24 protein-coding genes are annotated in these 20,715 nt (G+C 62.6%); 16 read left to right on the forward strand and 8 right to left on the reverse strand.

What is annotated here, in order from left to right; genetic code table 11:
* Positions 1–23: 23 nt before the first annotated feature.
* The 4 genes from B0G83_RS35105 to sctC are packed head-to-tail and all read right to left on the reverse strand — an operon-like array spanning position 24 to position 3,826.
* The gene (locus B0G83_RS35105) at positions 24–392 is read right to left on the reverse strand and encodes a hypothetical protein (RefSeq protein ID WP_146120347.1); all 369 of its coding nucleotides are present in this window, start codon (positions 390–392) and stop codon (positions 24–26) included.
* 15 nt (positions 393–407) lie between these two features.
* The gene (locus tag B0G83_RS35110; protein WP_105511894.1) at positions 408–668 is read right to left on the reverse strand and encodes a hypothetical protein; all 261 of its coding nucleotides are present in this window, start codon (positions 666–668) and stop codon (positions 408–410) included.
* Complete coding sequence (locus B0G83_RS35115; RefSeq protein ID WP_105511895.1) at positions 646–1,743, reverse strand: hypothetical protein; 1,098 nt, start codon at positions 1,741–1,743, stop codon at positions 646–648. Before B0G83_RS35115 ends, B0G83_RS35110 begins: the two co-directional genes overlap by 23 nt.
* Positions 1,733–3,826, reverse strand: a complete 2,094-nt coding sequence (sctC, locus tag B0G83_RS35120; RefSeq protein ID WP_105511896.1) for a type III secretion system outer membrane ring subunit SctC — start codon at positions 3,824–3,826, stop codon at positions 1,733–1,735. Before sctC ends, B0G83_RS35115 begins: the two co-directional genes overlap by 11 nt.
* Positions 3,827–4,263: 437 nt before the next feature.
* On the opposite strand from sctC, the gene B0G83_RS35125 reads away from it, so the two are divergent.
* From B0G83_RS35125 to B0G83_RS35180, 12 genes are all read left to right on the forward strand, one after another.
* Complete coding sequence (locus tag B0G83_RS35125) at positions 4,264–4,563, forward strand: ribbon-helix-helix domain-containing protein (RefSeq protein ID WP_105511897.1); 300 nt, start codon at positions 4,264–4,266, stop codon at positions 4,561–4,563.
* 158 nt (positions 4,564–4,721) lie between these two features.
* Positions 4,722–5,132, forward strand: coding sequence for a hypothetical protein (locus B0G83_RS35130; RefSeq protein ID WP_105511898.1), 411 nt, complete (start codon positions 4,722–4,724; stop codon positions 5,130–5,132).
* A gap of 111 nt (positions 5,133–5,243) precedes the next feature.
* Positions 5,244–5,855: a hypothetical protein gene (locus B0G83_RS35135; protein WP_146120348.1), complete on the forward strand. Its 612-nt coding sequence runs from the start codon at positions 5,244–5,246 to the stop codon at positions 5,853–5,855.
* A 90-nt stretch (positions 5,856–5,945) separates the two neighbouring features.
* The gene (locus B0G83_RS35140) at positions 5,946–6,839 is read left to right on the forward strand and encodes a DMT family transporter (protein WP_105511900.1); all 894 of its coding nucleotides are present in this window, start codon (positions 5,946–5,948) and stop codon (positions 6,837–6,839) included.
* 249 nt (positions 6,840–7,088) lie between these two features.
* Entirely contained in the window at positions 7,089–7,697 is a 609-nt protein-coding gene (locus tag B0G83_RS35145) for a TIGR00645 family protein (RefSeq protein ID WP_105511901.1), read from the forward strand.
* A gap of 55 nt (positions 7,698–7,752) precedes the next feature.
* Positions 7,753–9,288: a fumarate hydratase gene (locus B0G83_RS35150; RefSeq protein WP_105511902.1), complete on the forward strand. Its 1,536-nt coding sequence runs from the start codon at positions 7,753–7,755 to the stop codon at positions 9,286–9,288.
* Between the two features lie 206 nt (positions 9,289–9,494).
* Positions 9,495–9,974 (forward strand): bacterioferritin, encoded by a 480-nt coding sequence (bfr, locus tag B0G83_RS35155; protein WP_105511903.1) that lies wholly within the window; start codon positions 9,495–9,497, stop codon positions 9,972–9,974.
* A 156-nt stretch (positions 9,975–10,130) separates the two neighbouring features.
* Positions 10,131–11,024 (forward strand): glutamate racemase, encoded by an 894-nt coding sequence (gene murI / locus B0G83_RS35160; RefSeq protein ID WP_181157166.1) that lies wholly within the window; start codon positions 10,131–10,133, stop codon positions 11,022–11,024.
* A gap of 238 nt (positions 11,025–11,262) precedes the next feature.
* Positions 11,263–11,499 (forward strand): bacterioferritin-associated ferredoxin, encoded by a 237-nt coding sequence (locus tag B0G83_RS35165; RefSeq protein ID WP_035551619.1) that lies wholly within the window; start codon positions 11,263–11,265, stop codon positions 11,497–11,499.
* Between the two features lie 279 nt (positions 11,500–11,778).
* Complete coding sequence (locus tag B0G83_RS35170; protein ID WP_105511905.1) at positions 11,779–12,510, forward strand: energy transducer TonB; 732 nt, start codon at positions 11,779–11,781, stop codon at positions 12,508–12,510.
* Between the two features lie 27 nt (positions 12,511–12,537).
* Entirely contained in the window at positions 12,538–13,269 is a 732-nt protein-coding gene (locus tag B0G83_RS35175; RefSeq protein WP_105511906.1) for a MotA/TolQ/ExbB proton channel family protein, read from the forward strand.
* A gap of 16 nt (positions 13,270–13,285) precedes the next feature.
* Positions 13,286–13,705, forward strand: a complete 420-nt coding sequence (locus tag B0G83_RS35180; RefSeq protein WP_105511907.1) for a biopolymer transporter ExbD — start codon at positions 13,286–13,288, stop codon at positions 13,703–13,705.
* Positions 13,706–14,114: 409 nt separating this feature from the next.
* Here the strand turns inward: B0G83_RS35180 and B0G83_RS35185 are convergent, their stop codons facing one another.
* On the reverse strand, positions 14,115–15,101 hold the full coding sequence (locus tag B0G83_RS35185) for a LysR family transcriptional regulator (RefSeq protein WP_105511930.1): 987 nt from the start codon (positions 15,099–15,101) through the stop codon (positions 14,115–14,117).
* Positions 15,102–15,223: 122 nt separating this feature from the next.
* On the opposite strand from B0G83_RS35185, the gene B0G83_RS35190 reads away from it, so the two are divergent.
* The 4 genes from B0G83_RS35190 (at position 15,224) to hemP (ending at position 17,688) form a co-directional block, all read left to right on the forward strand.
* Entirely contained in the window at positions 15,224–16,102 is an 879-nt protein-coding gene (locus B0G83_RS35190) for a pirin family protein (protein WP_105511908.1), read from the forward strand.
* A 139-nt stretch (positions 16,103–16,241) separates the two neighbouring features.
* Positions 16,242–16,640 carry an OsmC family protein gene (locus B0G83_RS35195; protein ID WP_105511909.1) on the forward strand — a complete coding sequence of 133 codons (399 nt, stop codon included), beginning with the start codon at positions 16,242–16,244 and terminating at the stop codon, positions 16,638–16,640.
* A gap of 83 nt (positions 16,641–16,723) precedes the next feature.
* A complete protein-coding gene (locus tag B0G83_RS35200) occupies positions 16,724–17,206 on the forward strand; it encodes an SRPBCC family protein (protein ID WP_105511910.1) in 483 nt (160 codons plus the stop codon).
* 215 nt (positions 17,207–17,421) lie between these two features.
* Positions 17,422–17,688 carry a hemin uptake protein HemP gene (gene hemP, locus B0G83_RS35205; RefSeq protein ID WP_105511911.1) on the forward strand — a complete coding sequence of 89 codons (267 nt, stop codon included), beginning with the start codon at positions 17,422–17,424 and terminating at the stop codon, positions 17,686–17,688.
* Positions 17,689–18,000: 312 nt separating this feature from the next.
* On the opposite strand, the gene B0G83_RS35210 is transcribed toward hemP, so the two are convergent.
* The 3 genes from B0G83_RS35210 to B0G83_RS35220 form a co-directional block, all read right to left on the reverse strand.
* A complete protein-coding gene (locus B0G83_RS35210; protein WP_105511912.1) occupies positions 18,001–19,407 on the reverse strand; it encodes a 4Fe-4S binding protein in 1,407 nt (468 codons plus the stop codon).
* A complete protein-coding gene (locus tag B0G83_RS35215; protein ID WP_105511913.1) occupies positions 19,404–20,249 on the reverse strand; it encodes an FTR1 family protein in 846 nt (281 codons plus the stop codon). Before B0G83_RS35215 ends, B0G83_RS35210 begins: the two co-directional genes overlap by 4 nt.
* 66 nt (positions 20,250–20,315) lie before the next feature.
* Positions 20,316–20,648 (reverse strand): cupredoxin domain-containing protein, encoded by a 333-nt coding sequence (locus B0G83_RS35220; RefSeq protein ID WP_105511914.1) that lies wholly within the window; start codon positions 20,646–20,648, stop codon positions 20,316–20,318.
* Positions 20,649–20,715 lie beyond the last annotated feature (67 nt).

Below are 20,715 nucleotides of genomic sequence, written 5' to 3' on the forward strand. Positions count from 1 at the left end.
TCTCCGTCCTGGTTAAAAAAGCGTTATCGGGTGTTCTGTGCCACCGCCTTCTGCGAATCGTTGACGCTGTTCATCATGTTCGTCGCGGTGGAGTTAAAGGTGCTCAGTTCGCCCACCGCCTGCTGGGCCTCCAGCATTTCGATGTTCCCCTGGTTGCTGCCTTGCGCCGCGTTGGCCATCTGACCGCCGAGCTGTTGTTGGGCCCCGTCAGCGTTCTGCGCGTTCTGCAACGTGTTGTTGACCTTGTTGTTCTCCTTTTCGAGGATCCTCTCCAGCAAACCGAGCAGTCCGCCGGTAGAGAGGCTTTGATTGCCCGCGAGGGCGGAGCTGGAGAAACCCGGCGCGAAAGGACCCGCGATACCACGGTTGATCGCGTCCATATTCATTGTCATGATTGATACTCCTTACTATTGACTACGCGCGTCGACGAAGCTTGCGCTTCGTTCCACCACCTGCCGAGCGGCGCGTAAACACTCGACAAGAAGAATCAGTTCTTTTCTGAGCGCCGGCGACGCGTTCGTCACGGCGTCGCTCAGGCGCTCGATTTCCGCCGTCAACCGGGCCACGATCACGGTCCGGCCCGCGCCGCCGCGCTCGGCGAGTTGTGCTTCGAGCGGCAGATCGCCAAACGAGCCGAGCGTGCTTTTACCGGCAGTTGTCGGGGGCATGGGCGGCATCCGCGACGAATTCGTAGATCGAGCCGTCGTCGTCGCGCGTGACTTCCGCAGCGCACGCCGAGAGGCGACTGACATGGCCGATCGGCAAGCGCGCGCCGACGAAGTAGCGCACGCCCTGCGCGTCCGTCAGCCAGGCTGCATGTCGGCTCGCGAGCAAATTGAGGCCGAGCGCGTCGAGCGGCACACGCACCCGTTCGCGCGGCTGCGCGTGACCGGGAAAAGCAAGCTCGCGCAAGCCACCGATGTCGGCGCGCGCGAGACGCGCCACGCGCGCGTAGTCCCATGCTTCCGGCGATAAAAAACCATGCGCGTCGGGCAACAGCGCGTTGAACGCGCCGGGTTGGGTGGCGCGCACCTCGGCGCCACGGTAATAGCGCGCCAGAAATTCGCCGACCTGCTCCTGCAGTTGCGCCAGCGCGAATACATGCATCACCGGCGCCCGCTGCCGCGACCAGGCGTGCGCGGTCAGCGCGGCGAGATCGGTCGCGGTCTGCACATAGCCCTCGTAGACCAACGCACCGGTCTTCGGATCGACATGCGTCGTTACCAGCCGGAAGGTTTCTTCGTGGCGCGTGAGACGCTTTTCGACAGACGGCGCGGACGAGCCGAGCCACGCCAGCATCGCGAACGCGACGGGTACACCGAGGGCCGTCGCCTTGGTGACCGGTGCGGCGTCGGACCAGCGCTTCACGATGTAGCCCAGCGGTTCGTGACGCAGCAAATACGCGCGCTCGGCGTCCCGCGCGAGCGTCGGGCCCGGCGTATCGCGGCCGGCGAAGCGGAACGTCACGCCGGCCACCGAAAACCATGCGCCGCGCTGCATCCGCACGCGACGTCCGGGCGGCACGCGCCGCCCGAACGCGGCGACGCCGTCGTGCTGCGCGACCAGCGAGAGCGTGTCGTGTTGCAACTCGACGGTGGCGTGCAGCGGTTCGACGCCGTCGTCGATCACGATCAGGTCCGCGTCGCCACCGCTGCCGATTCGCAACGGCTGCCCGGCGGACATCACCATGCTCGCGCCGGTATGCACGCCGTCCATCACGACGATCTGCGCGTCAGCGGTCATCGCGAGCCTCCCAAGGCATTTTTTGCACGAGCGGTAAGGCGGCCGGCGCGGCAGGCAAGGAAGCCGGCGGCGGCGCGAGCTTGCGCAGAGCAGCGTCGACAGACGGCGTGGATGGCGTGGATGGCGTGGGCTCCGTCATCGTCAGTAGCGCGGCGACGCCATCCGTTTCGGGAGCCGCAGCGGCAACCGGGACCGCCGCGTCCGCGACACTCGCCGCGCTTGAACCCGCCAGCGTCACATTCGGCGCACCGTCGCCGGCCACGCTTTTCAAACGCGGCGTGATCACGATCAGCCGCTCGAGCCGCTCATGCTTGGTCTCCGTGTCGCGGAACAGTGCGCCGAGGTAAGGCACGTCGCCGAGCACCGGCACCTTCGACGTCGTGCGCTCGCTCCGCTCGTACTGATAGCCGCCGATCAGCAGACTCTCGCCGTCACGCACGATCGCCTGCGTGACGACCGAATGGTTGTCGACCTGCGGAATCCCATCCACCGACGCGGTCGCGTTGAACGCGCCATCGTCGATCTGGATGTTTAGCCGGATATTGCGGCGCGGCTCGCCGCTCGATTCGATGTTGGGCGTCACCTTGAGCGTCAGGCCGGTGTCGATGTTGTAGAGATCGACAGCCTGATTGCCCGCGACCCGCACGTACACCGAACTACGCGACGTCAGCGCCGCTTCCGTGTTGTTCAGCGTGAGCACGCGCGGACGCGATTGCACCCGCGCTTCGCCGGTGTTTTCGAGGGCGTTGAGCTGGGCGAACAGGTACTGCGCGGAGTTACCCACCAGCGTCGCCAGATTCAATCCGGCCGCGGCGCTCGCCGGCGTCATCAGCGCGGCCGCGCCGAACGAGAGCGGCGCGGCCGCGGTCCCCGAAGCGCCGTTGATCCGCCCATTCGCGCCGCCCCAACTGACGCCGAGCGAGCGCGCCGCGTTCGACGACACGTCGATCACCACCGCGTCGATCTCGACCAGCTCCTGCGGCTGATCGAGCATGGCGATCGCGCGCTCGTAGTTCGGCATCGTCGCCGTGAGGTCGCTGACGATCACAGCATTGGTGCGCGCGTCGGCCACGATATTGCGGCGCACTGGGGACGCGGACGACGCCATGCTGCCGTCGCTTTCAGGCAACGGCGCAAGTGTGCCGCCCGTGCCCCCGCCGCCCGGCGGCACACCCGCCAGACCGAGCCCCAGCAGACTCGGCAACGGCGGCGGCCCGCCACGCGCGTTGCGCGCTTCGGTCCGCGCGGCGGCACGGGCATCCGCGCTCGCATGCGCATCGTCGGCGCGCGGGCGCGGCGCGTTGCCCGGCCAGCTCTCCGCCATCAACTGACGCAGTAACGAAGCGACGCCCGGCATCACGCGTTCTTGCGAGCCGACTGTGTAGCGAATGTCCTGCGCCTGCGCATAACGCAGCGGGAAGATGCGGATCACCGGGTCTTCAGGGTTCGGCGCGACCGTGGTCTGCCGCTGCGCCTGGTCGATCGCTTCCGTGACGGCATCGACAAAGCGCGAAGGACCGGCCACCTTCACCGTGGTCGCCGAATATTTGATCGGCAGACGGGCGTCGTCGAGATCGAGATTGCGCAATAGCGAGGCGACCGCTTCACGCGTCATGGGCGCGAACGGGATCACCCGGCTGCGCACGTCCGCCGCACTCGCCACGTGCATCGCCTTGCCGTCGAAATACCAGACCAGCCCGTAGGCCTCCGTCAACTGCGTGAATACGTTGCCCGGCGTGTCGTCGAAGCGGCCGTTGACCACCCCTTTCACATCGCGGCCAATGTCGGCGCTCAAGCCCTCGACGGCGAGCACATCGCGCAATACATCGGGCAGCGGCGCGCCGTTCACCGCGTAGTGAATCGGCGTGCCGTGCCATGCGGGCGTCGCGGCATTCGCCGGTGTAATCGGGACAAGCGTCGCGATCGACGCAAGCGAAGCAAGCGACGCACGCGGCAACAGCGCCCAGGCCGCCTCGAACGGCCCCGCGAGGTGACGCAGCGCGGCGCGGGTCGCAACCGGCAACCAGAGCGGTGGCCCGTCACCCTTCCTGATAATCGAATTATTGCGCCACATCATAAGCATTAAAAATCCCTGGCTACGTTCATTGACAGCGTTGTCGAGAATTTAATGACGACCAGCCCATGCCGGGTAATACACATGTAGGGCCTGCGCGAATGGCTCAATGCCTTGATTCGAACGACCACGACGCCTGATTGCCGGCATTAGGCGCGCATATCGATCCGAAGACCCGGAAATCCGACTTATCCCGAAATAATCGCGGCTTATCTAGAAAATACGAAAAAGATATAAATGTCGGCAAGTCGTACTCCTGTATGACCTACTTCGTTCACAGAGAGAGAGGATTGACCAACCCGCTAATCGATTAATCCGATCATGAAAAACGACCCACTCAATCCGTCTCGAAGCGAATTGCCTTCATCGAAACTTCTTAGTGATTTTTCGGCAACCGACTACTTACTTTCGACGTGCTCACGTCAGACTCCTACATACGACTTCGTATGGAAATGATGCGGTTTTGCAATTTCGCGCCTGGACTGGCCCGCCCCAAGCTGCGTTCGATCCGCATTAACGGTTTTGCAACCTGTTTGCGGCTGGAGGAAATTTATTGGCGAATCATCGAAGAAATCGCACGTCAGGAATCGCTGACCGTGGGCAAACTGATTTCCAAATGGGCACTTGAAATTGATATGACACAGGAAACCATCTGTAATTTCACGGGCTTTATCAGAATTATCTGTGTCACACAAATATTGGAGCAGACATATCCCATCGATATGAAGACGATCGCGCCGCAATAATCATTCATTTAGCATAAAAATGCGCAAGGAGGTCCATCAAACAGAGCCACTCATTCCCCTCACCTATCGACACACGACAAAATCGATCACCACGCGCAATTGCTCACGCAAAAACCGCAACCGAATGGTTTAACTTTTAATCAGGGATTTTTCTCACTATGGCGAATACGATCGACAATTTCGGCAACAACACGCCGTACGATTTTGGCGATACCTCGATGCCGCAGCAAAACGGCATGCAGTTCAGCGCGAATTTCAACACCGTCTCCATGTTCCCGCCTGACGACGGCGGAGATATGGGCGGCGTCGGCGGGATCGGCGGGATCGACGGCAGGCAGCGGTCGTTTGCCATGCCCGGCCAGAACGTCGACACACAGGCGCTGCAAGGCGGCGGCGCAGGCGGCGGTGCAGGCGGCGGTGCAGGCGGAATGGGCATGGGCGGCATCATGGACATGGTCAAGTCCGTCCTTTCCGCCGTGATGCAACTGGCGTCGCCGCTGCTCGGCATGATGGGTTCGCTGATGGGCGGCCTGGGCGCGCAAGGCAACCAGGGGAACGGCACCGCCTGACGCCACGCTGAAAAACCGTCGGCCGTCGCGTGTTTTGCCGGCGGCCGGATCCGGGGGCGGCGTCACGACACGCCGCCCCCGCGCCTACCCCGCTTGCCCTTTCCGAACACCATGAATACTTCCTGCGAGCTTGAGCCCGCCGATCGCCTGCGGCTCGACACGCTCATTCGATGTGCCAACACGACACGGCACCCCGCCATGATCGAGTTCATCGACAGCGGCCATCGACACATCAATGAAACGCTGCGCAATGCCTTGCCCCCCGACGAAACCGTGCAAGGCTTTCTCGATACGCTTCCGCTCATGGCGGATTACACCGGCACGTCGTACCGCGTGTCGCACATCACGCGGACCGGTCTCGCCGCGCTGCAACGCGGCCACGCGCGACGTTTCGCCGACCTCGGCGCGCAGTACGCCTTCGTGCTGCCGCGCAACGCTGCCGCCTGGGCGCTGCGAACGGCGTCGGCGTATCCGCACGACGGCCTGTGCGAGCTGTACTCGATCTTCGACGAATCGGTCCCGCAGAAGAATCTGTCGAGCAGCCGTCTCGCGGATCTGGTGGTCGTGCCGCCGGCCTCGACGCTGTGCCTGAAAGCGCTGAGCTTCGTCGTCGGCACGGCGCCCGCACGCGCCGGCCGCACGCGCGTGGTCGCTCATTTCGGGCGGGCGGAGCCGTCGTGCGCGGCGCGCTACGATCTCTTCAGCGGAACACGGCACCGCTGAAGAGATCGTCGCCGGGTGCGAGCGGCCGGGCGATTCGACGGCCCGTCCGGTAAACTGCAGCGCGCCGTGCACTTATCCGGATTTCCCGACTTGAACCGCTACGCCCTCCTTCTCATTACCTCGATGCTGCTGGTCGGCAGCAATGTCGGCATCGGTAAAACGATCGTCGAGTTCGTTCCCGTGCCGTTGTTCGCGCTGCTGCGCTTCGTGATCGCAATGGCGGTACTGTGGCCTTTGCTGCGCGTGGCCAAACTGCGTCGCGTCAAACGCGGCGAATGGATCAACCTGTTTCTGCAGGGGCTGTTCGGCACCTTCGGTTTCACGCTGCTGATGCTCAACGGCGTGCAGCGCACCAGCGCGGTCGCGGCCGGCGTCATCACGAGTACGATTCCCGCGGTCGTCGCACTGCTGTCGTGGCTGATTCTCAAGGAACGTCCGAATGGCCGGGCGCTCGCGTCGATCGCGCTGGCGGTCGTCGGCGTGGTTGTGATCAATCTGGCGCACGTCGATCGGAACGCGGGCGGCGAGACCTCGTTGAGCGGCAATCTGATGATTCTCGGCGCGGTGTGCTGCGAATCGCTCTACATCATTCTGTCGCGCCGCCTCACGCAGACCCTCGCGCCGATCGACATCTGCGCGTACACCCATCTGTTCGGCCTGTTGCTGATGCTGCCGCTCGGCGCCGGCACCCTGTTCGAGTTCGACTATCGCGCGGTGCCGCTCGGTGTGTGGACACTGGTGCTGTGGTACGGGCTGTCGGCCAGCATCTTTTCGTTCTGGCTGTGGATGAAGGGTATCCGCCACGTGCCCGGCAGCCTGGCCGGCGTGTTCAGCGCGGTGTTGCCGGTGGCCGCGGCGATCTACGGCATCGCGTTTCTCGGCGAACGGCCGACGCTCGCGCATGGGATCGCGCTCGCCTGCGTCGTCACGGGAATCGCGCTGGCGAGCCTGAAAGTTGGACGGACGCCGCCCGTGGCGTCTTGAGGGCCATCGCGAGTGGCTTCCGGCGCGGCATTCCGCGCGAGCCACCCTGCCCGCCGTACGGCAGCCAGGCCGGGCGACGCTGTACAATAGCGCGCCCGTTGCGGAGTTTTCCGGCCAGCCGTTGGTCATGCTCCGCGCCGTCCGTGCTTCATTTGTGTTTCCGTGTGTCTCTCCGCTCCGCGCGCCTCGCTCGCCGGTTCGGCACATCGAGGCCGTATTCCGTCACCTGCGTTTCATCCGACTCCGCCTATGTCCGCTCCGCGCCCCGACTCAGCCCGCACGCGTCGCCCCATGCGCCCGTTGCCCGCCATCATTTTCATGAGCCGCTGGCTGCAAGTGCCGCTCTACCTGGGCCTGATCGTGGCCCAGGGCGTCTATGTCGTGCTGTTCCTCAAGGAAGTCTGGCATCTCGTCTCGGCCTCCATGACGCTCGACGAAACCAACATCATGCTGGTCGTGCTCGGTCTGATCGACGTGGTGATGATCTCGAACCTGCTCATCATGGTGATCATCGGCGGGTATGAGACCTTCGTGTCGCGACTCGGCGTCGAGGGTCATCCGGACGAACCGGAATGGCTCGACCACGTGAATGCCGGCGTACTCAAAGTCAAATTGTCGATGGCGCTGATCAGCATCTCTTCGATCCATCTGCTGAAGACCTTCATCAGCCCCGACCAGAATTCCACGCACGCCATCATGTGGCAGGTGATCATTCACGTCGCCTTCCTCTTGTCCGCGCTGGTCATGGCGGCGGTCGACCGCCTCACCACCGGCACGCACCCCAAACATTTTCAGGAACCCGCCGGTCTGCACGCGCTGGGTTCCAACGGTTCCACTCCCCTGAAGGCGCACGACTGACTCGCGCAGCCCTGCGATCAGTACAACAAGCGCCATTGTCCCCACTGAGCTAGCCATGACCGTCATCAAACAGGAAGATCTGATTCAGAGCATTGCTGATTCGCTTCAGCACATCAGCTATTACCACCCGCTCGATTACATCCAGGCCCTGGGCCGCGCGTACGAACTCGAACAGAGCCCGGCCGCGAAAGATGCGATCGCGCAGATTCTCACCAACAGCCGCATGTGCGCCGAAGGCAAGCGCCCGATCTGCCAGGACACCGGCATCGTCACGGTGTTCGTGAAGGTCGGTATGGACGTGCGCTGGGCGAGTGAGTCCGGTTCGGCGACCATGGGCGTCACCGACATGATCAACGAAGGCGTACGCCGCGGTTATCTGAACCCGGACAACGTGCTGCGCGCGTCGATCGTGAGCCCGCCCGAAGGCGGCCGCAAGAACACGAAAGACAACACGCCGGCCGTGATCCACTACGAGATCGTGCCGGGCAATACCGTCGACGTGCAGGTCGCCGCCAAGGGCGGCGGCTCGGAAAACAAGTCGAAGTTCGCGATGCTGAATCCGTCGGATTCGATCGTCGACTGGATTCTGAAGACCGTGCCGACCATGGGCGCGGGTTGGTGCCCGCCGGGCATGCTCGGCATCGGCATCGGCGGCACGGCTGAAAAAGCCATGGTGATGGCGAAAGAATCCCTGATGGACCCGATCGACATTCAGGACGTGATCGCGCGCGGGCCGCAAGACTGGATCGAAGAACTGCGCGTGGAACTGCACGAGAAGGTCAACGCGCTCGGCATCGGCGCGCAGGGTCTCGGCGGTCTCGCCACCGTGCTCGACGTGAAGATCATGGCCGCGCCCACGCATGCCGCGAGCAAGCCGATCGCGATCATCCCGAACTGCGCGGCGACGCGTCACGCGCACTTCACGCTGGACGGTTCGGGCGTGGCGAAGCTCGAAGCGCCGTCGCTCGACGCATGGCCGAAAGTGCAGTGGGAACCGGACACCGAGAAGAGCCAGCGCGTCGATCTGAACACGCTGACGCCGGAACAGGTCGCCGCGTGGACGCCGGGCCAGACGCTGCTGCTGTCGGGCAAGATGTTGACGGGCCGCGACGCCGCGCACAAGCGCATCGCCGACATGCTGGCGAAGGGCGAGAAGCTGCCGGTCGACTTCACGAACCGCGTGATTTACTACGTCGGCCCGGTCGATCCGGTGCGCGACGAAGCCGTCGGCCCGGCAGGCCCGACCACCGCCACGCGCATGGACAAGTTCACCGAAACGATGCTGTCGCAAACCGGCCTCATTTCGATGATCGGCAAAGCCGAGCGCGGCCCGGTTGCCATCGAGGCGATCAAGAAGCACAAGGCCGCCTATCTGATGGCCGTGGGCGGCGCGGCGTACCTCGTGTCGAAGGCGATTCGCAGCGCCAAGGTGCTGGCCTTCGAAGACCTCGGCATGGAAGCGATCTACGAGTTCGACGTGCAGGACATGCCGGTGACCGTCGCCGTCGACTCGAACGGCACCTCCGTGCACCAGACCGGCCCGAAGGAATGGCAAGCAAAGATCGGCAAGATTCCCGTCGCAACGGTTTGAACTTGTATTGAGACAGGTTGATCTCTTCAACCGATAAATCTCAAGCCGGGGTCTCGTACCCCGGCTTTTTTTCGGCTGAAATGAGAACGTTACTCATCACGCAAAAAAACCTTCAAAATCAAGCATAAAACTGTATTTTTGCCTTGGCTTTTTGCGCTTCGCCGTTTATTGTTCTGGGAAATTCAAATCCCCTACAAGGACATCTCATGCAAGGCGACAAGAAGGTCATCGAATATCTCAACTCGCAGTTGAAAAACGAACTGACCGCGATCAACCAGTACTTCCTGCATGCGCGCATGTACAAACACTGGGGCCTCGAAAAACTCGGCAAGCACGAATACGACGAGTCGATCGGTGAAATGAAACATGCCGACTGGTTGATCGAACGCATTTTCATGCTCGACGGCCTGCCGAACCTGCAAGACCTGCACAAACTGCTGATCGGCGAGGAAACCAAGGAAATTCTCGAATGCGATCTGAAGCTCGAACAGATTTCGCAGAGCACCTGCAAAGAAGCGATCGTGTATTGCGAATCGGTTCGAGACTTCATCTCGCGCGAAATCTTCACGAAGATTCTCGACGATACGGAAGAACACATCGACTGGCTCGAAACGCAGATCGATCTGATCGACAAGGTCGGCATTCAGAACTACCAGCAAACCGCCATGGGCCCGATCGGGTCCTGAGCGAAACAGGCTGGAACGCGCCACGCGCCGGCTCATGAGAATGCGCTTTACCTGCAGCGTTCTTCGTGACCCGCGTCGCGCGAACGATATACTTGCGCACTATCCTGTTTCGCTGAGTTTTCGTTGACCGCCGTGCCGCGCGCGTCCTTTCCGCCTATGCCTACAGAATTGCCGTCCACGGGTGTTCGACCTGTTATTGCCGCCGCGGCTGAGTCGCGCGCGCCGGTCGGCATTTTCGATTCGGGTTTGGGCGGGCTGTCGGTGTTGCGGGCGGTGCGGGCGCAACTGCCCGACGAAGCACTTCTCTATGTGGCCGACTCGCTGTACGCCCCGTATGGCGAACGCGACGACGACTTCATCGCCGACCGCACGCTCGCCATCGGCGAATGGCTGGTCAAGCAAGGGGCCAAGGCGTTGGTGGTCGCATGCAACACGGCGACCGCGCAATCCATCGCGCTGGTTCGCGAAAAGCTGTCCATTCCGCTGGTCGGTGTCGAACCGGGTATCAAGCCCGCCGCGCTGCAGTCGAAAACCCGCGTCGCCGGGGTGCTCGCCACGCAAGTCACGCTGCGCAGCGCGCGCTTCCAGGCACTGCTCGAGCGCTACGCCGCGGATTGCCGCTTTCTCTGCCAGCCGGGCCATGGCCTCGTGCAGGCGGTGGAACGCTGCGACGTCGACTCGGCGGAACTGCGCGCGCTATTGCGCAGCTACCTGCAACCCATGCTCGACGCGGGCGCCGACACGCTCGTGCTCGGCTGCACCCACTACCCATTTTTCGATGCGGCGATTCGCGACCTCGTCGGCGACCGGCTGATGCTGATCGATACGAGCGTGGCCATTGCCCGCCAACTCGAGCGGGTGCTCGACCAGCACGGTCTGCGCGCCACGCCGGGCGACACTGACCCGCCCGCTCTGCCCCGCTTTTATTCCACCGACGACGGCATGCATCAGAAGCAACTCGCCGCGACGCTGCTGCACCTCGACGCCCATGTCGAACGCGTGTTGATCCCTTCGCGCCGTACCGCACCGCCCAACTCCCAAGCCGCATAAATTTGCTCCTGCGCGGCGCCTTTTGCGCTGCCGGGAGACTTTCCGGGTCCATTTGCGGCGGTTTTCCTCCTCATTGCCCGTTTTTTGCGCTTCCAGGCTTGCGCGCGTCGAATTCCGTCCTATAGACGAAACCCTTCTAAGAGTCTGGTTTTGTTACAAAAAATCATGCAGGACGCTTGCCAAACGCCACAAACAAAATGATAATAATTCGCATTAACGTTAGCTATGACGCCCTGCCATGATTGTCTGTGTCTGCAAGTCTGTTTCTGACCGAAAGATCCGTGCCTCGATCGAAGACGGCATGGACTCGTTCGACGAGCTTCAGTTCGAGTTGGGCGTCGCGTCCTGCTGTGGCAAGTGCGCCGAGTCCGTGCGCGACGTCATGATGCAAAGCGGCGTGTGCGCGAGCCGTTGCGGCTTCGAGCATCACCCGCAAGCCGTCCCGCTGACGTTTTACGAGCGCAAGGCCGCCTGAGGCCACGTTTCACTGCGCGGCTCCGGCCGCGTAGCAAAAAGCGCCCGCTGTCCCCATTGTTTCACGCGCCTGTTTTGCGCTCGTTTTACGCTTTATCCCACTGCCGTCAGCAAGCCAGTCTCCGTACCAGCCAGCTAGCCCCGCTCACCCGTTGAAAAGGAGTTTGAGATGGAATTGCTGATCGGTTTCGTGACTACTTTGTTCATTTCGCTGCTGATCTTCCGAACATGACGATGTCTTGTCTGATGCGCTGTTTCGACAGCGCGCCGCCACGCTAACATGCAGGCCTCGCCTACCGTTTCAGCCGGCGTCACGCCGGCTCCGTCCGCCCGAATGAATTCACGTGCCCTGACCGCAACCGCCGCGGTTGCGGCGATTCACGTCGCATTGCTTGCCGTGGTCCTGACGTTGCGCCACGATCCGGTCCAGCCGGTGCTCGAATCGCACGTCATGACGGCGCAATTGCTGCCGCCGACGCCAACGGCCACGCCGGTCGCGCTGCAATCGATCGCGCCGCCCCCGCCCAAGCCGACGCCGCCGGTTCATACCAAGCCCAAAGTCAAACCGACTCCAACGCCCAAGCCGACGCCCACGCCGCTGCCGCAAGCGGCCGCGCCGTCGCCGACAGCGATTGCCGCACCGGATCCGACGCCGCCGGCGCCTGCTGCACCCGCCACGCCACCGGCAGCTGCCGCACCGGCTATCGCCCGTCAGACGATGGAGATCGCCGCACCGAAGAACGTCTCGCATCTCGACTGCAATATCGCCAAGCCCGATTACCCGTCGCTGTCAAAGCGGCGTGGCGAAACCGGCACCGCCTACGTGAAATTCGTGGTCGGCCTGAGCGGCAAGATCGAGAACGTCGAACTGAAGAAAAGCAGCGGCTTCAGCCGCCTCGACGACGCCGCGGTCGCAGCGGTCCACGCGAGCGCCTGCAAGCCCTATCTCGAGAATGGTCAGCCGGTTCGCGCGGCGTACACCCAGCCTTACGACTTCAATCTGAACGATTGAGGCAGATTTTAAAAACAAGGAATTGCAATGCAAAACTACGGATTGGCGCACGTGTGGGCGCAAGGGGATTTCGTGACGCGCGGTATCGCGCTCGCGCTGATGATCATGTCGGTGATGTCGTGGAGCGTGATCGTCATCAAAGCCTGGAATGTGATGCGCCTGAAGCGTCTCACGAAGAACGCCGAACAGGCGTTCTGGCATTCCGACGATCTCGCCGACGGCGTGAAAAAGCTCGGCGCGGAATCGTCGACGCCGCAGGACAACCCGTTCCTCGCGCTGGCGCTGTCGGGCCAGGAAGCGGCCGATCACCATCATCAGACGCAGCCGCATCTGCATGACCGCATGGACGTGTCGGACTGGGTCACGCGCTGCCTGAAAGACACCATGGATGAAAGCGTCGCCCGTATGCAAAGCGGTCTCGCGATTCTCGCGTCGATCGGCAGCACGGCGCCGTTCGTCGGTCTGTTCGGCACGGTGTGGGGCATTTATCACGCGCTGCTGGCGATCGGCGCGAGCGGTCAGTCGTCGATCGATCAGGTTGCCGGCCCGGTCGGCGAAGCGCTGATCATGACGGCGTTCGGTCTGTTCGTCGCGATTCCCGCCGTGCTCGGCTACAACGCATTGACGCGCGCCAACAAGTCGGTTGTCGCCAAACTGAGCCGCTTCGCGCACGGTCTGCACGCATTCTTCGTGACGGGCGCGCGTTTGTCGTCGTCGAAACGCGGCGACGGCCTGCGTCTCGCGGCCCGCACCAACTGATCGACGAGGCACTCCGATGGCAATGAGCCCTTTCGCCAGCGACGATGACGACGGCCTGATGAACGAAATCAACATGACGCCGCTCGTCGACGTCATGCTGGTTCTCCTGATCGTCTTCATGGTGACGATTCCGGTGATTCGTCACGCGGTCAAAATCGATCTGCCGCACGCGAGCAGTCAGAAGGAAGATACGAAACCCGCGCAGGTCACGGTCGCGATCGACGCAGACGGCAACGTGTTGTGGGACGACCAGAAGGTCGATGAAGCCACCCTGAATACGAAGATCGCGCAAGCAGCGCAAGCGGATCCGCAGCCGGAACTGCATCTGGATGCGGACCGCAAGGTGCCGTACGAGAAAGTGGCGGAAGTGATGTCGGCGGCGCAGGCCGGCGGCCTCACGAAGATCGGTTTCGTGACGCAGCCCAAGAGCCGGTAACGACCGTCGAGTGACTTCGCGGGCAGACCGTCGGCTTGAAAAGCCGTGTGCCACAAAACACAGAAGAGCCCTTAAAACAGGGGCGAAAAGTAAAAGGCCTTCATCGTCAGATGAAGGCCTTTTTTTGTGCGCACTCGGCGCCTTCGGGCGGCATGACTACTTGCCATCATTCGAAGATTGATAGCTCGTCGTGTCACTGCATGCGACAGCCGTGATCGACACGGACAGCGCGGTCAGCCCTATCAGGCCGGCTATCATAGCGGCCATGAGTTTTCGCATAAGAGACTCCTTAGCGAAGGGATTTCAATATAGGCCCGCCAGCGCGTGCATTCAAGCAAACCGTCATTGAAAGTACTCATGACAGCCCGCGCTTAAATGCTAAAAGCGATGCCGCGGCCTGCAAACACAGCTACGACACCGCCGCCAGCATCGGTTGGGCCGCCGCTTTTTCGCCGCGCGCGGGGCACTCGCCCGTAATGTGCTTGCCCTCGTCCGGATCGAGCATCTCGACCAGATAGTCGACGAATGTCCGCACGGCCGGCACCATGCCCTGCCGCGACACGAAGACCGCGTACAACTGCGGCGTCGGAAAAGTCCAGCCCGGCATGACCGGCGACAGTTGCCCGGCGCGCAGCGCGGCGCCGTACATCATCTCTGGCAACGCGGCGATGCCCACGCCGGAGAGCGCCGCTTCGCGAAGCATCATCAGGTCGGCGGTGACGAGACGTGGCTCATGTTCGTGCGCGTGACGCGTGCCGTCGGGCGAGATCAGATTGAACACGTGACGCCCGTCGCCGCTCGGCACGTCGAGCGTGTCGAAACGGCTCAGATCGGCCGGCAGCAGCGGCGGCGCATTCTGTTGCAGCAGGCTCGGCGCGCCCACCAGCATCTGCTGCGTGCGCCACAGCGGCCGCACCACGATGTTCGCGCTTTCCGGCGGATCGGAGCGCACGCGCAACGCGACGTCGATCGAATCCTCGAACAGGTCGACCACGCGATTGGTCACGCGCATCACCACGCGCACCTCCGGATAGCGATGCATGAATTCCGGCAGAATCTGCGACAGGATGGTCTGCGAGATCGTGACCGGCACACTGACGCGCACCGTGCCGCGCGGCGACGAGCGCAACTGCTGCACGACGTTGACGGCCGCCTGCGCCTCGGTCAGCATCGCCTGACAGTGCTGATAGAACAGCTGCCCGGCTTCCGTGAGCGCCAGCTTGCGCGTGGAACGCTGCAGCAGGCGCACGCCCAGCGACGCCTCCAGCTCCGTCAGCCGGCGCGACAGGCGCGACTTGGAGATGCCCAGCACGCGCTCGGCGGCGGAAAAACCGCCATGTTCGACGACCTGCGAAAAATACATCAGGTCATTCAGATTGTGTGAATCGATCTTCATCTCATCGTTCCAGTAATAGAACAATCCATTGCGTAGCGGTGGCTGGCACCCCTGAAAACGGTCCCTATAATAGCCTCATGTTTCAAAAATAACGCTATTCCCCATTTTCTGAGGTGACTTTGATGAGCACGAGCCGCACGATCGAACGCACGTTTCCCGCTGTTCGCACGACCGAGGGCGGAGGCTTTATCGTCCACCGTCCGTTTCCGACCCGCCTGTTGATGGACTTCGATCCGTTCCTGCTGCTCGACGAAATGGGGCCGATCGACTACGCGCCCGGCGAGGCCAAAGGCGCGCCCGACCATCCGCACCGCGGCTTCGAAACGGTCACCTACGTGCTGGAAGGCCAGTTCGGCCATAAGGATTCGGCGGGCCATGCAGGCACGCTGCATGCCGGCGACGTGCAATGGATGACAGCCGGTGCGGGCGTCGTACACAGCGAAATGCCTGACCCGTCGTTCGTACGGACTGGCGGACGTGTGCACGGCCTGCAGTTGTGGGTGAACCTGCCGCGCCGCGACAAAATGATCGCGCCGCACTATCAGGAAATGCCGTCGTCGAGCATTCCGGTCGCCACGTCCGAGGACGGCCAGGTCCGAGTCAAGGTGATCGCCGGCGAGGCGCTCGGCGTGAAAGCCGCGATCGAAACGCGCACGCCGATTCTCTACCAGCATTTCACGCTGCAGCCCGGCGCGACGATCCGGCAACCCGTGCCGCCCGACTATCGCGTGTTCGCTTATAGCCTGGCGGGCAAAGGCTTTTATGGCGAAGGCGAGGCACGCCAGGAAATCGACCCGCGGAAAATGGTGGTGTTTCAGAACGACGGCGAATGCGTCACGTTGACGGCCGGCGCCGAACCACTCGACGTGCTGTTGCTGGGCGGCGTGCCGCTGAAGGAACCGGTGGTGCGCTACGGCCCGTTCGTGATGAACACGGAGGACGAGATCCGTCAGGCCGTGGTCGACTACCAGGCCGGGCGGATGGGCGCGATCACGCACTGAGCGCATCGGCGCGGGCACCGCAGCCCAGTCACGAAGCCCGTTAAATTCGTTCACAATAGCGATTCATTCCACGCGCCGCGCCGTTTATCCATAACGGGACGCGGCGCGCGGCAATTTCCGTCCCTGTTCAGGAGCGCGCATGGCAGAGTCCCCCGTCACCGCCCACATCGGCTCGACGAATTTCCAGGTCCTGTTGGACGACGGCAAGCACACGTGGCTCGCCGACGAACCCGAGTCAGCCGGCGGCGGTGACCGCGGCCCGACGCCCGTCGCGATGCTACTGTCGAGCCTCGGCGCCTGCACGTCGATCACGCTGAAAATGTACGCCCAGCGCAAGGAATGGCCGCTCGACGATGTGCGCGTCGAGCTCTCGCTGGCAAACGGCGATGCGGGCACGACCATCGACCGCAAGATCGTGCTGGAAGGTGATCTGTCCGACGAGCAGCGGGAACGGCTCTTGCAAATTGCCAATGCGTGCCCAGTTCACAAGATCCTCACGCATCCGATCACGATCCGTTCGGGCCTCGCCGTCGCTTAAGCGGCAAGGGCAGCGGCGAACAGCGCTTCGCCACGGCGGCGTGGACCGCACGTATTGCAACGCTTTCATAGGAAGCCGTCGTTTTGAATTTCGAACACCTTATCCAGATCAACGACCCGTTGAATCCGTTTGTCGACTCGATGACCCGCGCGCAACTGTGGGAGGGTCTCGTACTGCGCGCCGAACAGCCGCAACTGTTCGTGATAGGTCTCGACAGTTGCACGATCCTGTCGCGCGCCGGCAATGTCATCGAACGGGAACTGCACTACGGTCAGGCGACCGTGCGTGACCGCGTCACGCTGCAGGACGGCCAGAGCGTACGCTACGACATCCTGCCGACCGCGGACCACGTCGGCGGCTCGCTGACCATGACCATCGAGCAGCCGGACGAGCTACAGCTGTTTCTGCGTTTCGAATACGCGACGACGCTGCCGGAGTCGACGGATCCCGACGCGCATCAGACGCAGGAGATCGTCAAGTCGGCGTATCGCGAGAACGATATCGATACCGTGCGACTGATCCGCCAGTTTGTGCAGACCAGGCAGGAACCGGGTTCGTTGCACTGAAGTACTGAAGCTTTGAAGTACGCGCGGGCGCCCTGCCCGCGCTGCGCATTGAGCGCAAAGACCGCCCGTCGCAGGCGGTCGTTCATGTCTCCCCGTTACGAGTACCCAGGTCCACTTAGCTATCGAAATTCGAAACCGATGAATTTCTCTTTCTTGTAAATGGGAATAGTTATCATTTAGAATTAATCCATCGAATCGACCAACAGCTAAAACGAATGACCGATCTCACGCGCCCTTCCACACTCAGCCTGCGCCGCCCGGCGGCCGCGCTGACCAGCCGTCCGAAACCGTCGACGGCAACGGCAACGGCAACCGCGGCGAAGCCTGTCGCGGATCGCGCCAACGGTGCAGCCGGCACGTCAGATCGAGTTGTTCGCAGCGACGCTTTGCTGCAGGGCAATAGTCACGTCAGCATTCTGCATAACGGCGAAACCTACCAGCTGCGTGCAACGCGCTTGGGCAAGCTAATTCTGACGAAGTAACACCGAACATAGCAGTACGTACCGGGTATTGTGGGGACCACCTCCTCGAGAGGTGTTAGGCAGTAGCCAGCCACGACGGCTTGCACGTGAGAACTAGACCCCTTCGTGCAGACACCAAGCCAGCCGTCGCAGCAAGCCAAGCCGCTTTTTTGGTTCTCACTCGATACGGCAACACGAAACATCGTGTGCCGGACATGCAGAAAATGGAAAAGCCGTGGAGATGAAATTCATCCCACGGCTTTTTGTTTGGCGGCACGGGTCGGCTTGTTCATGCGCCTCGGCGAAGGCGATAGCGGCGCAATACCGTTGACGCTATTTCGAAGCCCAGCCCCAGAACATCAGCCACCATGCGCTGTCGACCACCGCGAGCGCGCCGCCGAACCACAACATGGCGAGACCGCGCTGTACGAAGCGCTCGCTATAGCGACGCGTCACGAGCCACGCGAGCCATGCGCTCCACAGGTTGGCGATCGCCAGAATCGCGATGCGCAGATCCGACGCCCACCACAACGACACATGTTCCGCACGCAGCAGCGACAGCGTCGTAGCCGACAAGCCGAGGAACACGCCAGCGCCGGCAATCGGAATCAGCCCTTGCGTCAAATGATGCAAACGCACCGTGCTAAAACGCCCCAGCATGCGCGTCGCGCCCGCCAGCAACACCAGCAGCACCGTGCCGTACACCAGCGCCGTGGCGACGATGTAGCCGATCACCATCGTGCCGTCGAGCCACGAAAACACATCGTTCTGCTCGGGATAATGCGTGAACAGGAACCACGGTGCATTGGTTTCGAGCGGCCAGGTAATGTCGTGATCGACGAGCCACGTCGCGAAGAACATCTTCAGGTCGATGAACCAGCGCGAAGCGGTCCAATGAAACGCGCCGATCGCGATGCCGAGCAGGCCGTACAGGATCAACGCGGTGTCCCAGGCGTTCGCCTGTTTGTCGCCGAGTTGCACCACTTCCGTCGACGGCGCGCGCCACGTCAGCGCGACCGCATCGCGGTGACCGCTGCAACGGCCGCACATATGACAGTCCGACGCGCCCTTCATGTTGCGCAACGGCACGAGCGGCGCGCAATTGATCGGAATCACGCGATGCCCATGCTCGCCGTTCTTGTACGAATGACGCCACGCGGCTTCATCGACTTTGTAGTGGAACGGCGCGAGGCGCGCCAGAAGCGAAAAAACCCCGTTGACGGGGCACAGATACTTGCACCAGACGCGCTTCTCGCGCCCGTAGAGCAAACCGATAATCATCGCCGCGAACGTCGAGCCGCCCAACACCAGCAGCACGGCTTTCGGATACTGGTAGACGCTCACCATCTGACCGTAGATCGTGGTGATGCCGAACGCGACGAAGGGCCAGCCGCCCCAGCGCATCCAGCGCGGAATCGCCCAGCCGCGACCGTACTTGCTGGCGAATTCGGCGAGCGCGCCTTCCGGACACAGCACGCCGCACCAGACACGTCCGAGCATTACCATCGACAGCAGAACGAACGGCCACCAGATGCCCCAGAACACGAACTGCGCGGCGAGCGTCAGGTTGGTCCACAGATGCGCGGTGTCGTCCGGCAGCGGCATCACCGCCGGCACGAGAATCAGAAACGCGTACACCGCCACCACCACCCACTGGATGCCGCGAATCGCGGAACCATGACGCTGCATCCATTGCCCGGCCGCGGCGAGGCGCCCCGGACGGGTCATCACGCGACTCATACTGCGCGCCCCGCCGCTTGCTGCGCCGGCTTGCGATTCGCACGACGCACCAGCAGGTAGACGATCGCCCAGTACACGGCATAAGCGAGCAGGTTCATCAACGCCGGATGCGCGCGATAACCGGTGAGCGTCGCGACCAGCGAACCGAGGGTGCTCGAATCATCGAGAATCGCCGACGAGTTCCACATCTGGTCGACGAGCGTCGGCAGGAATTCCTTGTCGATCAGCTTGTCGACGCCGGTCTGGAACAAGCCCGCGCCAAGGAACAGCAGCATCATTTCGGTGACGCGGAAAAACAGCCGCCACGAAAAGAACTTGCCGCCCAGTTGCAGCACGTAGAAGGTCAGGAACGCGAGACCGAGGCCGATCACGACCGCGAGCATCTGACTGCCGTCCACGTGACCCGATTGACCGAAGCCCAGCCCGTACAGAAAGATCACCGTCTCACTGCCCTCGCGCGCGATCGCCAGCGCCACCAGCAACGCGACGCCCCACCAGTTCGAATCGCGCTGACTCTTTCGCAGCGACTGTTCCATGTCGCGCTTGAGCGAGCGGCCATGCTGCTTCATCCACAGCACCATCTGCACGATCAGCACGCAGGCGACCAGCACCATCGCAGTCTGGAAATAATCCTGGGCGTCGCCCGACAGCACTTCGGTAAAACCGACCAGCGCGGCGCCGAGCGCCACGGCCGCGATCAACCCGGCCACCACGCCGCCCCACAGGTACGGCAAACCGCGACGCGCATCGTCGTCGCCATTTTTCAGCCACGCGTACAGGATGCCGACGACCAGCAACGCCTCGACACTTTCCCGCCACACGATGAATAGAATCTGCCCCATCTAACTCTCCTCGACTGCTTTAACGAACCCGCGACCGCCGACGGCGCGCGCTCGTGATTCAAGCCACTACTTCGCGACGATCACGCCCTGCGCCTGCTGGTGGAAGTCGTCGAAAAACTTGTACTCGCCCGGCTCGAGCGGTGCGATCACCACGAACGAATCCGCGCCGGGCGCCAACACTTTTTCCTTGCGCAACTGCACGCTTTCGAATTCGGCGGCGCCTTTGCCGACGTTGTGCACTTCGATCTTGATACGCTGCCCCGCCGGCACTTCGATGCGAGCCGGGTTCAGCTTGCCGTCGTTCATTTCCAGCTTGAAGGTCGGCAAATCGGCGGCATGGGCCGCACCCGCCAGCAAGGCGGTGGTAGCGAGAAGCGCGATGTTTCGGTGAATTCTCATTGGCCTTTCCGGAAAAACGCGGCGCGCCGGGCTTGATTCCCAGCGCGCCGCCTGCTGCAGTCAGTCA

This window comes from Paraburkholderia sp. BL21I4N1 (genome assembly GCF_002973525.1).
GTDB lineage: Bacteria > Pseudomonadota > Gammaproteobacteria > Burkholderiales > Burkholderiaceae > Paraburkholderia.

What these genes read in the sequence shown, in the direction of transcription:
- B0G83_RS35110 (WP_105511894.1), bottom strand. Translation starts at nt 668, where the DNA reads ATGCCCCCGACAACTGCCGGTAAAAGCACGCTCGGCTCGTTTGGCGAT.
- B0G83_RS35215 (WP_105511913.1), bottom strand. Translation starts at nt 20,249, where the DNA reads ATGGGGCAGATTCTATTCATCGTGTGGCGGGAAAGTGTCGAGGCGTTG.
- sctC (WP_105511896.1), bottom strand. Translation starts at nt 3,826, where the DNA reads ATGCTTATGATGTGGCGCAATAATTCGATTATCAGGAAGGGTGACGGG.
- B0G83_RS35145 (WP_105511901.1), top strand. Translation starts at nt 7,089, where the DNA reads ATGTCCGCTCCGCGCCCCGACTCAGCCCGCACGCGTCGCCCCATGCGC.
- B0G83_RS35180 (WP_105511907.1), top strand. Translation starts at nt 13,286, where the DNA reads ATGGCAATGAGCCCTTTCGCCAGCGACGATGACGACGGCCTGATGAAC.
- hemP (WP_105511911.1), top strand. Translation starts at nt 17,422, where the DNA reads ATGACCGATCTCACGCGCCCTTCCACACTCAGCCTGCGCCGCCCGGCG.
- B0G83_RS35210 (WP_105511912.1), bottom strand. Translation starts at nt 19,407, where the DNA reads ATGAGTCGCGTGATGACCCGTCCGGGGCGCCTCGCCGCGGCCGGGCAA.
- B0G83_RS35130 (WP_105511898.1), top strand. Translation starts at nt 4,722, where the DNA reads ATGGCGAATACGATCGACAATTTCGGCAACAACACGCCGTACGATTTT.
- murI (WP_181157166.1), top strand. Translation starts at nt 10,131, where the DNA reads ATGCCTACAGAATTGCCGTCCACGGGTGTTCGACCTGTTATTGCCGCC.
- B0G83_RS35195 (WP_105511909.1), top strand. Translation starts at nt 16,242, where the DNA reads ATGGCAGAGTCCCCCGTCACCGCCCACATCGGCTCGACGAATTTCCAG.
- bfr (WP_105511903.1), top strand. Translation starts at nt 9,495, where the DNA reads ATGCAAGGCGACAAGAAGGTCATCGAATATCTCAACTCGCAGTTGAAA.
- B0G83_RS35175 (WP_105511906.1), top strand. Translation starts at nt 12,538, where the DNA reads ATGCAAAACTACGGATTGGCGCACGTGTGGGCGCAAGGGGATTTCGTG.
- B0G83_RS35115 (WP_105511895.1), bottom strand. Translation starts at nt 1,743, where the DNA reads ATGACCGCTGACGCGCAGATCGTCGTGATGGACGGCGTGCATACCGGC.
- B0G83_RS35165 (WP_035551619.1), top strand. Translation starts at nt 11,263, where the DNA reads ATGATTGTCTGTGTCTGCAAGTCTGTTTCTGACCGAAAGATCCGTGCC.
- B0G83_RS35220 (WP_105511914.1), bottom strand. Translation starts at nt 20,648, where the DNA reads ATGAGAATTCACCGAAACATCGCGCTTCTCGCTACCACCGCCTTGCTG.
- B0G83_RS35170 (WP_105511905.1), top strand. Translation starts at nt 11,779, where the DNA reads ATGCAGGCCTCGCCTACCGTTTCAGCCGGCGTCACGCCGGCTCCGTCC.
- B0G83_RS35190 (WP_105511908.1), top strand. Translation starts at nt 15,224, where the DNA reads ATGAGCACGAGCCGCACGATCGAACGCACGTTTCCCGCTGTTCGCACG.
- B0G83_RS35150 (WP_105511902.1), top strand. Translation starts at nt 7,753, where the DNA reads ATGACCGTCATCAAACAGGAAGATCTGATTCAGAGCATTGCTGATTCG.
- B0G83_RS35185 (WP_105511930.1), bottom strand. Translation starts at nt 15,101, where the DNA reads ATGAAGATCGATTCACACAATCTGAATGACCTGATGTATTTTTCGCAG.
- B0G83_RS35125 (WP_105511897.1), top strand. Translation starts at nt 4,264, where the DNA reads ATGGAAATGATGCGGTTTTGCAATTTCGCGCCTGGACTGGCCCGCCCC.
- B0G83_RS35105 (WP_146120347.1), bottom strand. Translation starts at nt 392, where the DNA reads ATGACAATGAATATGGACGCGATCAACCGTGGTATCGCGGGTCCTTTC.
- B0G83_RS35135 (WP_146120348.1), top strand. Translation starts at nt 5,244, where the DNA reads ATGAATACTTCCTGCGAGCTTGAGCCCGCCGATCGCCTGCGGCTCGAC.